Below are 17,066 nucleotides of genomic sequence, written 5' to 3' on the forward strand. Positions count from 1 at the left end.
TAATGCCTGAGGATAAAAGCGGGGCAAAGAAGACGCAGAAACGCTATGTAAAGCGAGTCAAAACACCAACATTATTGCAGATGGAGGCGGTAGAGTGTGGTGCTGCAGCACTTGGCATTATCCTTCGTTACCACAAGAAGTTTATTCCTCTGGAAGAGCTTAGGGTTGCTTGCGGAGTTTCTCGCGACGGAAGTAAAGCGTCTAATATAATGGCAGCGGCGAGGTCATTTGGTCTGAAAGCCAAGGGCTTTACGCTGTCGCCAAAAAAACTGCTGCAGAAACCATTTCCGGTTGTAGTTTTCTGGAATTTCAACCACTTTTTGGTGGTGGAGGGCGTCAATGGCGATAGAGTTTACCTAAACGACCCAGCGACCGGACCGCGAACTGTGACCTGGGACGAATTTGACGGTTCTTTTTCCGGAATCACCCTGATTTTTGAGCCTACGGAGGAATTTGTTGCCGATGGCAAGAAACCATCGATGCTGGGTGCCCTCAAAAAGCGCGTTGAAACTTCATGGGTTGATGTCCAGTTTCTTTTCCTTGTTGGCCTAGCATTGGTACTTCCAGGCTTAGTGACGCCAATATTCACTAAGGTATTTGTGGACAATATCATGATTGGCCAGTTAGAGGATTGGTTTAGGCCGTTGCTCATGGTCATGTTTATAACGGCGGTGCTGACCGGTATCCTCACGTGGNTGAAGGAATACTACCTCATTCGATTGGAGACTAAGCTCGCGCTCAGGGAGTCAGCGAGCTTTTTTTGGCATGTCTTACACTTGCCAGTGCTTTTCTACACACAGCGTTCATCTGGAGATATTTCTTCGCGCGTCGCGATCAATGACCAGATAGCCAGGTTGATCTCCAGAGATCTACTATCTACAGCTCTGGACCTTGTTTCTGTTATCTTTTTTGGTGCGCTTCTTCTGTTTTATGACGTGCGTTTAGCACTCATTGGAATGAGTGTGGTGTCAATAAATATCATTTACCTCTCATGGGTTGCCAGAAAGCGCCGTGATCTGAGTTTGAGGTCACAGCAGGATTCTGGGCGCTTTATGGGTGCTTCAATGAACGGTCTCATGGCCATCGAGTCCCTAAAAGCCAGTGGCAGAGAAAACGACTTTTTTTCGCAATGGAGTGGTTATCACGCCAAGGTGTTCAACGCCAATATGGAGCTAGACGCTACATCTAATACGTTATCAGCCGTCCCTGTATTGCTAACAGCTTTGAATGCAGCGGCAATTGTCACATTCGGGGGGCAGTTGGTAATGCAGGGCGAACTCACTATGGGAGAACTCGCTGCATTTCAGGCATTGATGGGGGCGTTTGTGGCACCTGTGACTAACCTGGTCAACATGGCCGGCAAATTGCAGGAGCTGGAGGGCAGCATGACGCGTATCGATGATGTGATGAAGTATGAGACTGATACCGTACTAGAGGTCGACAAAAGCGAATATGATTTTGAGCACGAGCCTGAGGATGCAGATCTCCGGCTGTCTGGAAAACTTGAACTAAAAAACATCTCTTTCGGCTATAGTCCGATCGAGCCTCCGTTGATTGAGAATCTTAATCTCACTATTGAGCCCGGTCGTCGAGTGGCTTTGGTAGGTCCTTCCGGTTCCGGAAAATCGACTGTGTCAAAGCTGGTCATGGGTTTGTATCAGGCATGGGAGGGCGAGATTCTTTTTGACGGTAAAAATCGTCGTGAAATCCCTAGACTATGCATGAACAACTCGCTGGCAATGGTGGATCAAAGTATAAGCGTAATTGAGGGCTCCGTCCGAGACAACCTCACTCTGTGGGATAGAACGGTACCCGAGTCCGTGATCATAAGAGCTGCCAAGGATGCTGAAGTTCATAAAGTGATTTCCTCCCGTCGTGGAGCCTACGACAGCGAACTGGAAGAGGGTGGATCAAACTTCAGTGGTGGGCAGTTACAGCGCCTTGAAATTGCACGGGCTTTGGTTACCCAACCTCGAATTCTGGTTCTAGATGAAGCGACCAGTGCTTTGGATCCAACTTCAGAGCGCTTAATAGACAAAAATTTGAGAAGTCGCGGATGCACTTGTTTGATCGTCGCTCATCGCCTATCGACGATCCGAGATTGCGACGAGATTATCGTCATGGATCAAGGAAAAATCGCCCAGCGCGGGACTCATGATGAATTGCTCGAGGAATCTGAAGGGTTGTATGCAGCATTGGTAGGTGCCGGATGAGTTCTAGTGAATTAGTTCGAGAGGCTGCCATCAGGTTAGGTGGCGTTGTGCTGGATGCATCTGAAAAGATCGTTTTATTGGATGATCCCGGAACGTGCTATTTGGTTGTGGCTGGCGGCGCTGACCTTTTCCTCACTAGTGTACAACAGGGAGCTGCGGTTGGGGCTAAGTCACATGTTGGCTATTTTGGCTGCGGACAAATGATGATGGGTTTGCCGGCAGAAAGTAGCGATGACAAGATGTTTTGCTTCGTGCCGGGTCCTGACTCTGAGGTTTACTGCCTCGCAAGGTCAGCTATGTTGTCATCTTGCGATGGCGAGACGATTAGTCCTGAAGTTCTCCTGAAAAACTGGTTCACAACACTCGTTGCTGAGTATAAGGTGACTGTACCCGCTCTGACCGAAGTCACGATGGGTGAAATCGAGGAATACGAAACCTCTGACGAAAGAGTCTATGTCAATCGCAGTCAAGACCTGTATTTTGTTGAGATTCTCAACGGTGCGGTACAACACGTATATGATTTAACACTCGAATCCGGCGATTTGATGGTCTTTGCTTCTGATGGCTGGTTCTTTGGCAGTGAGGGAGCGAGGGTCAAAATCCTCGGCGAGAAACATTTAGAACGACTGCTCCAAGATCGTGACATATTAGATGCGCTGAACGGTAAATTACTTCATGCTTTTGTCCAGCGCAAGAAACGACAACTCAAGTCAGAAAACGAGCGACTTAAGCAGCAACAGACTAATCAAAGCTTACAGCTTGGAAATGGTCTGAGAGTTCTAACACGCATATTTAGTAGAAGTGGTTCGGGAAACTACAGTACAGACGAGGCTCCACTGATCCTTGCTTGCCGCATCGTTGCGGACAAAGAAGGCATTCAGTTTAGGGAGCCTGTCGGTAATGATAATGGCACACCTCTCACTTTACGTGATATCGAATTTCAGAATGTCTTTCGCAGTCGTGAAGTTTTTCTTCGTGGGGAGTGGTGGAAAAACGATCACGGAACTCTATTAGCTTTCCACGCTGAGGACGATAGGCCTGTGGCTCTTGTCCAAGACGGTCCCAATAAATATCTTGCATTTGACTCCTTGGTGGGGGACTTTGTGCATGTAGGGGAGGAATATGCTGCTGAGCTAAAAACTGTAGCGCATTTTTTCTATCGCCCGATGGAAGATAAAGCACTTTCTATTCGCGAACTACTCAAGTTCGGTATGCGTAATAGTAAGAGAGATATGTGGATGACTCTGTTCATCAGTCTTCTAGGTGCGCTCCTCGGAATGCTAACGCCCGTTGCGATGTCACTACTGATCGATGACATTATTCCTGAAGCTAATCTAAATCAGTTGTACTTTATTGGCGCCGGACTGGTCGCAATCGCGTTCGCGGACGCAATGTTTGAAATAACTCGTGGGATCGCCATGCAACGATTCCAGGGTAAAAACGGTATGGCCATTCAAACCGCTGTATGGGATAGGCTGCTCGCCCTACCTGTGCCTTTTTTCCAGCAGTATTCGGCAGGTGAGCTTTCTACTCGTGCTAATGGTGTTTCCTCCATCATGAACATCTTGTCGGGTACAACATCGACTGCCCTGATTAGTGGTGTTTTTTCTATCTTCTACTTCATTCTACTCTTTTACTATGACAGCAAGTTGGCTTGGATAGCAGCAGGTCTCGCGTTACTCACGATAGTAGCCACTTTGATTGTCAACTATATCAAGCTGGGTTACATGAGGAAGGAAACCAAACTGAGTAACGAACTGGCTGGTCTAGTCCTTCAGCTGCTCGAGAGCGTCTCGAAGTTGAGAAATACTGGAGCAGAGGCCAGAGCATTTTTTCAATGGAGCGCTGTTTTTGCAGAACAGCGCCCGCAAGTCTACAAAGCCGAGAATGTGAGCAACTATCTGGAAACTTACAATTCTGTATTACCCGTTCTCAGCAGTATTCTTATATTTTGGGCAGTGATTCACTACGGTGCCACTGATGACAAGCAAATCTCGATCGGCCAGTTTGTTGCCTTTAACGTAGCTTACGGCTCTTTTCTAAGTGGTATGCTCGGCTTAACCGAGGCAGCTATGAGTCTCATGGCCGTAATCCCTATTTACGAAAACTCGAAGCCCGTTCTCCAAGCGATACCTGAACGTTCAATTGACCGTCAGCAAGCCCCGACGCTTAGTGGAAAAATAGAGGTCAGTAACCTTAGTTTCCGTTATGAGGAAGATGGTCCAGATATCCTTAAAAGTATCGATCTGGAGGTATCGCCTGGCGAATATGTCGCTTTGGTCGGCAGTTCTGGCTCCGGAAAATCGACACTGCTGCGTTTATTGCTTGGTTTTGAAACTCCAAGCAGTGGTAACGTTTTCTATGATGATATAGATATTGATCGATTGGAAATAGCCTCTTTACGCCGACAGTTGGGTGTAGTCCTGCAAAATGGTAGTTTGCTGATGGGTGATATTTTCAAGAATATTGTCGGCTCGTCACCACTTACCGAGGACGATGCATGGGAGGCGGCCAGGCTTTGTGGCCTTAAGGACGATATTGAGGCAATGCCAATGGGCTTGCATACCAACGTCAGTTCAGGGGTCTTGTCCGGTGGCCAGATCCAGAGGTTGATGATCGCTAGGGCAATTGTTCATAAGCCGAATATTCTCTATTTTGATGAGGCGACTAGTGCGCTGGATAATCGCACGCAGGCTATCGTTACAGAGAGTCTTGAACAGTTACGTGTTACACGCATTGTAATCGCACACAGGTTGAGCACCATTGTTAAGGCTAACCGGATTCTGTACTTGCATGAAGGAAAAATTGTGGAGGACGGGACCTACGACGAGCTAATGAAGTTGGATGGATTCTTTGCAGAATTAGCAAGGCGGCAGAAACTATGAAAGAGAGTGGGTACATGACGAAATTTAAGCGGTTGTCGCTTCGAATACTTGCTGTACTGGTACTGGGCGGCGCATTGTACGCCTGTTCCGAGAATAGTGGTTATGATGCCCGTCTGAAAACAATTGAGAGCAACAAGGATGAACTCGTTATCGCGTTAGCTTGGCCCCTCGAGCGGGAGGGGCGAGGGACTAAAATGACTATTTTAGATGGCGCTTCGTTGGCAATGAATGAGATCAATGCCGCAGGAGGTCTTAAGGACGGTCGCAAAATAGTGCTTAAGCCATTTGATGACGAAAGAAAGATTGATAAAGGTTTAATCGAAGCTGAGCGTATTGCCGAAGATAAGTCGATTTTTGCGGTAATAGGGCATTTGGATTCTTATATTTCACTCGATACGTCGACGACGTACGAAGTGTCTGGGCTGCTCGTTCTAAATCCAGGCTCTACGGACGCGCGTTTGACTAAAAAAGGCCATAAACACTTGTTCAGACTTGTCCCAAAGAACGACGAGCAGGGTGAAGCTCTGGCCAATTATTTCAAGGATAACGGCATCTCTAAAGTTCTACTCTATTCGATTAACAATGCATACGGACACGCCCTGGCAAAGTCATTCAGCGCAAGAGCTAGGGCTTCGGGTGTTGATATAATCACCAGCGAAAAATACTATCGAAATAGTGCCGAGCATCGAGAAAATTTCGAATATTGGGAGCAGTTTTTCGATTTTGACGCAATATTTTTGGCTGGGTCCATGCCTGAGGGCGCTGACATCATCCGGATAATTCGAGAAACTGGAATCGATGAGCCGATTTTTGCCGGCGCAGGCCTCGACAGTACGAGTTTAATAGACCTTGGCGGCCAAAGTGTCGAGGACGTTAACGTCATTTCTTTTTTCCCGCTTGGCTTTTCTCAAGAATCGTCGAATTTAGATCCCGGCAACCTCGACAGTCAGAAGATCACGGCTTTTTCAAATGCCTACGAAGCTGCCTACGAAGAGCCTCCTGTGGAGTCAGCCGCAGCTTTGGGGTACGACGCGGTTAAATTGATAGCGCACGCCGTGAATACCGCTGGTACGTTGGAGCGTGGAGCGGTCGCAAAAGTCATTCGAGATCAGCAAGGCTGGCTCGGTGTTGCTGGACAATATAAATTTGATGATGGCGGTGACCCTCTAGGTAAGCTGATGGTCATCAACAAGGTTAAGGATGGTGAATTCCGATTTTCGGAAAGAATTCAATAAGGTGCAGAGCAATACGCGGGCTTTCGCTAAGTGAGTGCGGAGATCATTCTTAGACAGTTTGGTGCAAAAGGTCCGTTTTTGCAGGAGCTTGTCGCCTATATGGAGCGTCGAATTTCTCGGGGTGACCTGACTGACTTGACATCGCTTAGTCTGGCAGATGAGGGTTTCGTGAATGCTTGGGAGCACTATGTTGAACGCACCAATAACAGTCTGGCGATTCAGGTACTGTCTCGAGTTTTTCCTCAACTGTCTTTTCCGATTGAAGCTGGTATCAGCAAAACTGCCGCTTACAGGGATGCGACTCTGAAAGGGGCGCAAGTTTCGTCAGTCGACCTGCAGAGATCTTTGGTTTTTGAGGCACCGTGTGACATAGAACTGCGGTTGCATCAGACAGCGGCGGGATCTATACCGGTGATCATTGCCGAAAATCGCAACGACTTTGAGTTTTTGGTGCGAGCAATGTCCAGTAGAAATGAGCCTGTTTCGGTGCCGCAGTCGATGGGCGCTTGTCTGATTTCCGGGTTAAACAATTGGGATCGTGTTGGTCGTTTTCGAGAACAGTGGGAGTTGAAAAATCCCGCGTGCAGCTGGCGTGAGTATTTCCCAGAGTTCGTCAAGAATAAAACACTCTACCAGGATCGTGTCATCGTGCTCAGTGATGGCTCTTATAGCAATATTGAGTCGTCGCAGCTTGGTTTGTCAGAGGATTGTTGGCGTCTTATGTCACGGCGTATACGCCTTGAGCACGAATGCGCGCATTATCTTACACTAAGATTTTTTGGAACGATGCAGAATCATCTTCTAGATGAGACTTTCGCCGATTACGCAGGGATATGTGCAGTTAGGAAAGGGGTATTTCGGGCAGATTGGTATCTCACATTTCTAGGGCTTGATGAGAACGGTGACTATCGGAAAGGTGGGCGTATGGAGAACTATTTTCAAGAAAAGCCTTTGGCGCCTGAATCATTTAAAGTAATGCTTAGGTTGATGGTTGCTATAGCAAATAATCTTGAAACTTTTTCTAGAACATGCGACTCGAGTAGTTTGGGTATCCTTTGCCAACTATTTGCAATTACCGGATTTAGGCTAGATGAACTGGCTGACAAGAGTGCACCAAAGTATCTGAGTGATGCTTACAACAACATTCTGAGCATAGTCGATCACTAACCAGACACAGATTACTGGGGACCATGATCGTCGAATACGACTGTAGGTTTAAGGAAATGCGATCATTCATAGCTCGTGCGTGCGCCAGCTTAGGCCAGAAGCATAAAGCAGCTCAGGCAATCGGGGCATGTCTTTCATGTCGCGATAGAGCAAATCCTAGTGATTTTTGTTACAGCCTTCTTTGTACTATCGGACCAACGGGGACACGTATCCTGCGCGGTTGATACTTTTTTTGGTTACGGTTTCAAGCGTCAATTTTTTTAGGTGCGATTTGGTTCCTAAAACGCAAGCAGCCCATTGTAAAATTGGGTGCTTGAGTGGAATTCTCACCTACTGATCACTCATGGCAACCTCTTTGTCTAGGCCTCCAGCGAAAATGGAGCAATGTGACTGCGAAGCGATAGCAGTACGTAGATGGCTATCTATGCGTCCGCGGAGTGTAACTTTGAGAAAACAGTCCGAATCACCCAGGCAGAAATGCGCCAAGCTGCCAGAGGCGCGGCCAGCAGTAAAAGTAGTCGCTGCAAACCTAGGTTCTAGTCTAACGTGACACCTTTCTCCGTGAGGTGTTTAATCAGAGATGTCGTGCCAGTGGATTGCCAGCGAATTTGCTGTTGAGAATATTGGCGCTTTTAATCCTCCTGGATATTCTGCTATCCATTAGTAACTACTGGTTGTTTTCGCATCCTACGAGAGGTAGCAGTTATAACCCGAGCTATCGCATTGAGGTCCTACAAGCGGGTCACTGGGTCTTGGGGACGCAACCATTTGTATAGTAGCTCGATAAGCTACTTTGCTGAAAGAAGAAGACAGTCCCCCCATATTGACTTCACAAGTCTTTATTCTTGGTTAGAGGTGTCTGCTGCGAAGCAAATAGAAATTCCCTTAGTTAAACATCCTTGCATTCGATGAAGATTCCGTCCGCGCGGCTATGTTAGATAGTCACCTAGCTGACTCTACAGGCCTGATCGACAGTGACGCCACGAGCTCGGCCGTACATAAATAGGATGGCGTCAAATTCTTCGGGACTTACGTTGTATTGGGCTAGCATTTCGGGAGACAGGATAAGGGCATTGGATCTGCCCCTGCAGGAATTTAGAATATAGAGGCAATACTTATCTGCGCCCCGGCAAGGGTAGAATTGTTTTTCTCACAGGAACCACCAAGTCAGCACCTATAGATTTGACTAAGTAGGCTAGTCACAGGTGGGAACGATGCGTCAATCTACAACCTAGGAAGAGCATGTTCTTCAACTGCCAAAGAACACTATCGGGGCTGCCTAACTAGAATGCCGCATACTGACCCCTCGAAAGCTGCGCACACCTCAGATAGATCGTAATTATGTATGCACATTAAGTATTTTCCGTGGCGATCTGGTGGATTGTGTCTCTGGCTTTTCAAAAGGCACATCTTAAAACTGGATCGTATTTTTAAAAGCCAATTGCTGATGCAAATATTGTGCTTGCGCAGGTGGGCAGAGTGTTTAGCTAGACATAATTATTCTTATGGGTGAATTGTGTACACATTGTGTGGTGAGCAGGCCCTAGGAGGCTTATATGAAGAGCAAAGTTATTCAAATGTTTGGAAAAGTAATCATGGTCAAAGTTAATTGCATGAATCCACCGGTTTGAGGGCTTCTTCCCGTGTTGTGCATTGTTGGCGCTGGCAAAAATGAGACGTAATCGAACCGACTGCAATTAGTTAATAGCTTTTAGTTCGCGCCTACTTTTTAAGGAATTGTCAGGCGTGTTTAGACTCTTTTTGAGAGAGCTTCTCGTCAGGTAGACGGCACTATTGACGTGGCGCTCTCTGTGTTTTTCTCTTCGCCCTTTTCAGCCAAAGGCTTTGGCAGTATCACGGCAGTGATAGCGCAGGCAACATATATTATTGACAGCACTCTGAATGGAGCAATTATTGGATCGATAACGATGAACAGCACGATCACAGCATCAAAGGGAAGTTGTAGTGGTGTAAGCACCAGTGCGAGCATCGAAAGTAGAACGATGCCTGAAGATCCCGCCGTTGCCATTCCGGCAAGTATGGAAGCAAAAACAACAATGGCCAGCCTTTCTATATTCATCTCTACGTTATAAAGTTGTGCGATGAACATTGCGGCGGTAGCGAAGTAGACCGTTGGCCCAATTCGGCAGAGTGTGAAGGACAAAGGTATCAGCAAATCGACAGTCTTCGGATCGTAGCCCAACTTCTTCATCGAAGTCATCGCTGAAGGGATAGCAGCTAAGCCGTTCGCAGTACCTAGCGCAATAATGATTGGTTCTTTCAACGCTACGACGGACTTTACTAAGGAGCCAGTGCGCAGCCACAGCATAATACTGCCAATTGCCAACAGCACAAGGAACCCACCAAGTGCCCAGGGTACGAAGTTCATCATGGCAACTAAAACGTTCATTCCCACATGAGACAGGCTCTCAGCGATAAGCCCACACAGGCCAAACGGGAGTAGATACATCAACCACTGTACAAGCTTAGAGAAAGCGGCGCACGTAGCGTCTAGAGTATCTAAGATAGTCTGAGATGCATTCTTATTCAGCGATCCAATGGCGAGCCCAAAGAGAATGGAAAAAAACAGCACTTTCAAGTTAGCGCCCGTGCTGAGTGCTTCGAAAATGTTCGATGGAACGAGGGTAAAGAAAAACGCTTTGAGAAGTGATTCGTTTTCCTGCGGGTTATATGGTTGGAATAACTGAAGTTCCAGATCCAGGGCACCTTGTTGTCGTAGAATGGCCCCCAGAGAAGACAGGCTTTCATCGTCCAGCCCGGCCCCTGGCTGGCCAACTATGCCAATAAGTAGCCCGAGAGTGCTTGCGAAAATCAGAGATATCCCTATGACGAACAGTAATCTCTGCAGATGGTTCGATTGGGTTGGCGTATTCATCAGGCGACCAATCGCTACCGAGATAGCGGAAACTAGTATAGGCAGAATGCACATCTTCAGTACGGCCAGATAAATCGTACCGATTGGCTCTACATAAGGAACAAGGTCGTGTCGATTCAGACCTATGTAAATACCAACGGCGGCACCAAGCATCATCGACCAAATGCTTTTCAAGAAATCGAGGCTGTTATGGTTGTGAGCTAGTGGCATGCTTGTAACCCCCATACTATTGCGTTCTCCGTCTAATTGTCTCTAGCACTTCTTGGTAGTTGTCCAGAACTCTATCGGCGTCTAATTGGAGATCCAAGGAGTCGAAGTAAAAGTCGAGGAGTGATTTCAGACTGTGGCTGTCCCAGGGAACAGCTACTCCCTTTGGATCACTAGTGTCATCAAAAGATACCGACAGCAAGTTCTTAGCCTCCTTCGGCATGTCGCGTATTATCTTCTTTATCTCCGCCTCGTCCCTGTAAGCAGCGATAATGTCCTGGTTTAGAACGGCCTCAACAACGGCGTCCCAGTTTGCATATTCAACAACCTCCGCGTTTGGAAAGTGCTTAGTAGCGTAATCAACATAGGATGATTTCTTAATAACCCCAATGCGACCCTCCAAGTTTTGAATGGTCGGTATTGGATCCCTGCCGCGTTGAATTTTGAGTAGTTCGAGTTGATTAACAAGTAGACTTTGACGCAACTTAATGTAAGGTTTAGTGAACTGGACTTTGGCCATGCGGGAAAACGTCATGCTGAGTTTGCAAATTGCCAGATCAGCTTCACGATTGGCGACCTTTGAAACGACTTCATCAAATGACTTTCCTGTTCGGTCGAACGTTACTCCCACGCCCAACCGCTTGGCAAATCCCTTGGCAAGCTCAACATCGACACCAACCAATTCTTTTGTCTTCTTGTCCAAATAGTAGAACGGTGGAGTATCCCTGTGATACATAGCAACAATCAATTCGCCTCTTTCTTTGATACGCGCTATATCCGGGGGTAAGTCGCTTTTCTGTGTGACTGCACTACTGGAACTGTCTGCTTGGTTGATACTGGTCGCAACGTCCTGGCCGAACGCGCTAGCATTCCAAGCCAAGAATACAATGACAAAAAATAGGCGAGTGCTCATAAGTGGGTTACGCATTGCGGGCAATTCCAGACATTTTACGAATAGTTTTTTGCACTATGAGATTAGTAGCGATACACGCCGCTGAATTGTAGCCGCTCCATGTTTCCCTCCTGACCGTCGATTTGGCGGCGCTCTGCGCGGCTGTACTCTAAGCCAATGTCGACATCGGGAACGGGCCGCCATATCGTATTAATGTGCATAGATTTGAATCGTTCATTGATTGACAGTGCGCTTGGGGCGAAAAGGTCATTATCCCAGTCAATATTCAGGTACCCCATGTTGAAATTGGAGCGAAAGCGGTCGCTCCACCAATGTTGATACCCTATGTAGCCGCCCCAGGCTGTTTGTGTTTCCATACTCACTGATGAGGTGCCAGCACCAGTAACGATGGCCGCCGAGTTTGCACCTTCCTGAATGTACCGTCCAACCCCATCGCCGGCGCTGACATGGAATCGGAGTAGATCTTTGCCGATCGTATTGATACGGCCAGAAACACCGAACGCGTATCCCAGCGCAGAATCGCTGTAATTTCCATCATCTACGCCCAGTTTCCTGAGTGCGGCTTGGGTGGATATATGGCCCCAGTCGCCGATATACTTCAAACGAACGGTGAGGTCGGGTAACGAGTCTTTATTGTTCTCTCGCTTTTTGCCATACTCATCGACATAATCACTCTCCGGATTCTCTGCCGATAGAGACAGAAGGTATCTTGCAAAGTCATGTGTATAGCGAATTTGGCCCTGCCGAAGGAATGCCTGCCCAGTGTCATTTGAGAAGTCAAGATTCTCTGGAAACGATTGGACATCGACGTAGTTCGACCATGCCTGGCCCATTAGCCAACCCCCAAGTGTGCCATAGGCTTGCCGGATTCGAAATTTACTAGAGTTGGAGATAACCTCGGATCCAGCGCCGGCTTCCGTGCCATCGAAGAAATCGCCTTCTATATGGGTCAGCAGTTTTCCGTAAACGGAAGGTGTTTGTGTCTTTAATATAACTCGCGACTGTTTCGCATGTAACCGTGTATGGCCAGTTGAGCTGTCGGCACCCGATACATCCAAATCGAGGTTAGGATAGTTTGTTCTGTCGCCAGACTTCGGTCCTAAATCATGTATCAGGTCGGCTTTGACGAAGCCATCGATAGTCAGCAGGCTATCGGTGCCGGGAATATTAAACCAGCCAGAAGGTGTCTCCTTCTTGAGGACTGGAGCCGCCGTATTTTTTGCAACTATGGTCTCTTCTACGAGTGGGCCATCTTGGCTTTTTACCAGATCTTCCAGCTGATTTATTCGCACTGTCATAGCCTGATTCTGTTCGACTAGTCGCTGCAATTCCTGCCGTATTGCTGCTATCTCGTCTGAAGAAGCATGGCTATTGCTATTCAAGCATGCAGCGAGCGACGCTGCGGCGAGTATTCTGAGACCAAGGTTAATAGACGAGTTGGTATTAGAAAGGTGCTTGGACATTATCATTTCGACTCATCGTAGTTTGCAGTTGTTAGGTTCTTAGATGTTTCAGCCAAATTTACCGTCTTTGTAAAGGGTGCTGCCGTGCTTTGAATCTCGAGATTGCGATGAAAGATTGGCATGGTGGGTGTGATGCTATCTAAAGGCCGCTGGCTATTTCGAAAAATAGATCCTTCTTCTCGCTGATTCTTTAGTGCTACTTTTTCTTACTATCATTCTTCTTCGCGAGCCACTGTTTTACTTATACATCCACTCAATCCGATACTCTTAAATACAGTAGTCTACCCAATTGCCGAATGAGGGGGCGCGCGAGACGCATATTCTAGGAGCGCGTCGGGGCTGACACATGGATTAAGTATAGGGTATATTTCTTCGAAAAACATTGTGTTTTCATAAGTGTAGCTTCGTGATTAGTCGCTTATAATTAGCCGAGGATCATTGGACGACTGTGCACCAATCGGCGGTTGCTCCCGATAAAAAGTCCTGCAGGGTAGGCTCTCTCGAGAGCTGTTTTCGCTGAGGTTTTCCTCGGAAAAGTCGAAGCATTAGATCCTAGCGGTCAGGCTGTCTCAAATCATATACTTATTAGGTAACCTAACTATGCTGGTTATTCAACTGCGGACCCTGGTTCGTCGATTTGTCTCTCATCAAAGCGACCTTTAAGTGCTGCAGTTTATGGCGTTAACACGGCAGGATTTATGCTTTGTTGGAAGTTAATGCGCTTTCATCGGCTCACTCATTGTTGTAGATGTACTTGCCCGGTTCTGATGTACCTGTGAGGCGACTCTTCCATTCTGTATTATCAGTCAAGCACTCTCGCTCTTTTGTAGGCGGGACCAGCGGAAGTGGCTTCAAGCTTGTCGTTGTAGACCACCATGGCCCTATAGGCGCGCACATATCTCAAGCTGCTCGTCAGAGGCAAAACGGTACTACTTTTCGGATCACGTATTGATATCTCGGTACAGGCTGAGGGCTATTCAATGCTCTTGGTCAGATCCTTGAGGGAATCGGCAGGCCAGGGTCAGTAAAGGCGAGGTTTCTGTTTGCCTGTAAAGGATTTCGATCGCTGTACCAAAGACTTCTCTTGTATGTCGGCGTAGTTGTGGGCAACCATCGATTCCCCGGGCCTAAATTTTCTAACAGAGCAAGCATCGTGCCCGCCTCGACGCACTTCTGCGATAGGGCCATAAGCATGGTCGGAACAGCAAGAATGAATGAAGTTTTGCGAGCAATTACCTCGGTAACTACGGCTAGCTCGAACATCGGTGCAAGCAATATCCTGCTCATGTTCTCAACCCGCCTAGCAAAAGAATCGCGCAGCCTGCCAGCTCAAAGAGTGGCATATGCAGAACGAAGGTGTCGCTATGCTGCAGTCCAAAGCGCGACATGGTGACGTCCAGTGCAGACATGGCGAAATTCGTCCTGGCGCACATTGGTTCCACGGCGGCGAGCGCGCCACTCAGTCCTGAATTCGCAAAATCGATGCGCGCTCCCCTTGGTCGCAGCTTGGGGTTTGATATCTGGGGGCTGGGAACCAGCCTGTATGCACCTACGGGTAATGGTGATTTCATTTTCGGCCACGATGGCGCGAACGACCCGGCGATCAACACAGCGGCGAGGTTGAATCCTGAGAGCGGCGACGCATTGGTTATCCTGGTGTCCGGGCAGTCCTCTCTGGCCACAACTCTGGGTTCGGACTGGGTGTTCTGGCAGTCCGGCTACCCTGACCTTTTTGCGACGGACACTGTATTCGGGAGTATGATGGTGCCCGCGTTGTCAGGTACTGCTGTGATTCTCGAAGTAGCAGTGGTGCTCGGTCTGCGGACCAGGCGCAAGGCTTGAACTGTATCCAAAGTGTCGCCGTGTGGTGCAGAAAAAGTTTTAGCAAACGCGCCGATGCTGACAAACGCCGATAGGCAGGGTGATCTCCCAGCATGACGTTGAACACGTTCACCATAAAGCCGCTGCTCTGTAATTCTTCGAGGCCGTTGTTGAATTCGTGCGACACCTTGCTGGGTATGACCGTGTTTGGTGGCACCATCATGGCAGCCACCGTCGGCATCAAGATCCATTTCTAGGTTTGCACCTACCGGTTGTCCCGAATCGCGAAGTTGATAGGGATTGGCAACTCGTAGCTGCCGCCCACAGCGGTAGCGAATTCTTCCAGCGCCACTCTGGAAAGCTGGGGAAAGGGGGCGGCTTTCTCAACGGCTCTAACGGCCGCCCGGTCGAGCATGGGATAGCCTGATGAGTTTTCTATAAAGGTGTCGAAGAGTGTGCCATCGGCACTGACTGAAGCCACGATGGACACCTCGCCCTGCAGCTGTCGTTTGAGTGCGCGCCGGGGGTATTCGACATTAGTGAATACTTTCTGCACGGTGAGTGCCATGTAGTCGCTGAGCTCCAGCTGATATTCGCGGTCGTCCGACACTCTTTCGGCGCTGTCAGCGGAGGTACTCGGTTCCAGCTCTGTCGTAATTGTTTGGTTGGCTGATGTTGCCCGTGTGACTTCGACAGTTGGCTTGGCCAGGGAAGTGTCGAATTGCGCGGACGTGACTATCACAGGCTCAATTGGCGTGCCGACCGGCGATAGCGCTGGCGCAGGCATCGACTCAGGGACTGCGCGCTCTGGTTCCGGCTCAGGTATAGAGGCCGCGGGAGGCTCTATGATTAGATCGAACTTTACTCCCGATGTTGTGTCGGTTTGAACGATGGCCTCTGCTAAGTTGAGTTTCGATTCGTCTGTGTCCTTGCGACTGCTCGACTCAGTTTTCCCCCAGGCGGCAACCGTCTCTACTCTCTCCGCAGTGGGGAATAGAGCATCGAAGCGCTCTGCGAGCGCGGCATCCATCTCGTTAGCCAACAGCCGATCACGCAACAGGCTGGAAGCGTTGCTTCCCAGCCAACCCTGGACAAAGAAATCGAAGGTCTCGGTCCCCGTCGCGACGAGCAGTGATGTGCCGTTAAGCGCGAATTGCGTATTGCCTTCGTCGTCACGTCGTATAACGATGCTGTCACCGCGCAGAAAGGAGCCTTGGACGCGTACTTTTATCTGCTCAATCACTTCAATGACGGTGCCCGGTGTGCGCTGCTCAGAGCCCATTTCAGCCTGAAGCAACAGCGTTCCAAAGTAGCCTCGGGTAGAGATTCGACGTGTTTCGATCCTGTATTCCATGGCCATGGCGCTGTCTGAATCCGCACTCGGAGTTACCCCTCTAGGGCTGAATAGTCCCGCCAGGTAAATGTCCCGCGCAGTGTCGGTATAGACAGACAGGCCGCTGAGGACTAGTGAATCCTGGGCTCTGGAGGCCGATGTTAGGAGCAAGAGTAAACAAAATACAAGTAGGCCGAATGCTCGCATGCGACGCATGGGGTTTGCCTCATGATGGAGATAGAAAATCTGCTCTATTCAGTGATCTGATAAGATCATGAGGTTTGTTGGTTACAATTACGTGAAGTTTTAGTGGTCATTTTTTTGAGAGAGCGTCGGTCGGATCACATCCTCGGCTTATGGCCATCAATGGTGGGATGCTCACAGATGACCTTAAGAAAGTACTGTGATTACATCCTCTGATGTTTATGCGGTCGTCGCTGTAAGACCCGCTCCAACAATTGCGGGCACGCTTGGCGGAGAGCGGCTATCCACTATTAAAACGCGCCGGAGCATTGCATCGGCTTGTTGGCAGATATCCTCAAGGTCTGAAAACCCCATTGCAGTTGAGGCGGGGCCCGTGCACTGCGACTGATTGGTGAGCCAATTTCTAAAAGACGGTTACCTGAGATGAGATCTACCCGGCGGTCTAGATACTCAAATATTTTCGGCGTTTTTTTTACCAACACTGGATGCTCGACATCATGTTACGGGTGGCAGGCCCCGAGTTATTTGTCTATCCGGTGAAGATGGCCCGCATCGCCACGCCGTGCACCCGCGCCTCGGCTTCAGGGTGCCGGGAATCATTTGGGAGTCCATCTACAAGCATTGGCACGGCGACGACGGCAAGCACCACGGGCGATACTGCCCCGATAGCTTTGGCCAAGCGATATTTGCCGTGATCGCCAATGGCTGTATCAGTGGCACTCAATAATT

Annotated in this window: 11 protein-coding genes; 6 read left to right on the forward strand and 5 right to left on the reverse strand. The window is 48.7% G+C overall.

Annotated features, from left to right (window positions below; genetic code table 11):
• Positions 1-2 precede the first annotated feature (2 nt).
• Genes A3709_RS01645 through A3709_RS01660 form a run of 4 tightly spaced genes read left to right on the forward strand, consistent with a single transcriptional unit; the run spans position 3 to position 7,500 of the window.
• On the forward strand, positions 3-2,213 hold the full coding sequence (locus A3709_RS01645) for an NHLP family bacteriocin export ABC transporter peptidase/permease/ATPase subunit (protein WP_066049114.1): 2,211 nt from the start codon (positions 3-5) through the stop codon (positions 2,211-2,213).
• Entirely contained in the window at positions 2,210-5,098 is a 2,889-nt protein-coding gene (locus tag A3709_RS01650) for an NHLP bacteriocin export ABC transporter permease/ATPase subunit (protein WP_066049117.1), read from the forward strand. Before A3709_RS01645 ends, A3709_RS01650 begins: the two co-directional genes overlap by 4 nt.
• Positions 5,099-5,112: 14 nt before the next feature.
• On the forward strand, positions 5,113-6,333 hold the full coding sequence (locus A3709_RS01655) for an ABC transporter substrate-binding protein (protein WP_197484031.1): 1,221 nt from the start codon (positions 5,113-5,115) through the stop codon (positions 6,331-6,333).
• 30 nt (positions 6,334-6,363) lie between these two features.
• A complete protein-coding gene (locus A3709_RS01660) occupies positions 6,364-7,500 on the forward strand; it encodes a hypothetical protein (RefSeq protein ID WP_066049124.1) in 1,137 nt (378 codons plus the stop codon).
• A gap of 1,777 nt (positions 7,501-9,277) precedes the next feature.
• Here A3709_RS01660 and A3709_RS01665 read toward each other — a convergent pair.
• The 3 genes from A3709_RS01665 to A3709_RS01675 are packed head-to-tail and all read right to left on the reverse strand — an operon-like array spanning position 9,278 to position 12,979.
• Positions 9,278-10,606, reverse strand: coding sequence for a dicarboxylate/amino acid:cation symporter (locus tag A3709_RS01665; RefSeq protein ID WP_197484032.1), 1,329 nt, complete (start codon positions 10,604-10,606; stop codon positions 9,278-9,280).
• A 16-nt stretch (positions 10,607-10,622) separates the two neighbouring features.
• Positions 10,623-11,531: an ABC transporter substrate-binding protein gene (locus A3709_RS01670; RefSeq protein ID WP_066049130.1), complete on the reverse strand. Its 909-nt coding sequence runs from the start codon at positions 11,529-11,531 to the stop codon at positions 10,623-10,625.
• Between the two features lie 47 nt (positions 11,532-11,578).
• On the reverse strand, positions 11,579-12,979 hold the full coding sequence (locus tag A3709_RS01675; protein WP_197484033.1) for a DcaP family trimeric outer membrane transporter: 1,401 nt from the start codon (positions 12,977-12,979) through the stop codon (positions 11,579-11,581).
• A 1,311-nt stretch (positions 12,980-14,290) separates the two neighbouring features.
• Here A3709_RS01675 and A3709_RS01685 point away from each other — a divergent pair.
• Positions 14,291-14,821 (forward strand): serine hydrolase, encoded by a 531-nt coding sequence (locus A3709_RS01685; protein WP_156507529.1) that lies wholly within the window; start codon positions 14,291-14,293, stop codon positions 14,819-14,821.
• Between the two features lie 92 nt (positions 14,822-14,913).
• The gene (locus tag A3709_RS22975; protein ID WP_156507530.1) at positions 14,914-15,057 is read left to right on the forward strand and encodes a hypothetical protein; all 144 of its coding nucleotides are present in this window, start codon (positions 14,914-14,916) and stop codon (positions 15,055-15,057) included.
• A gap of 8 nt (positions 15,058-15,065) precedes the next feature.
• Here A3709_RS22975 and A3709_RS01690 read toward each other — a convergent pair whose 3' ends face one another.
• Both A3709_RS01690 and A3709_RS01695 read right to left on the reverse strand, forming a co-directional pair.
• Positions 15,066-16,160: an energy transducer TonB gene (locus A3709_RS01690; protein ID WP_197484035.1), complete on the reverse strand. Its 1,095-nt coding sequence runs from the start codon at positions 16,158-16,160 to the stop codon at positions 15,066-15,068.
• Between the two features lie 706 nt (positions 16,161-16,866).
• The gene (locus A3709_RS01695) at positions 16,867-17,061 is read right to left on the reverse strand and encodes a hypothetical protein (protein WP_066049145.1); all 195 of its coding nucleotides are present in this window, start codon (positions 17,059-17,061) and stop codon (positions 16,867-16,869) included.
• Positions 17,062-17,066: the final 5 nt, after the last annotated feature.

The organism is Halioglobus sp. HI00S01 (assembly GCF_001635445.1).
GTDB lineage: Bacteria > Pseudomonadota > Gammaproteobacteria > Pseudomonadales > Halieaceae > Halioglobus > Halioglobus japonicus.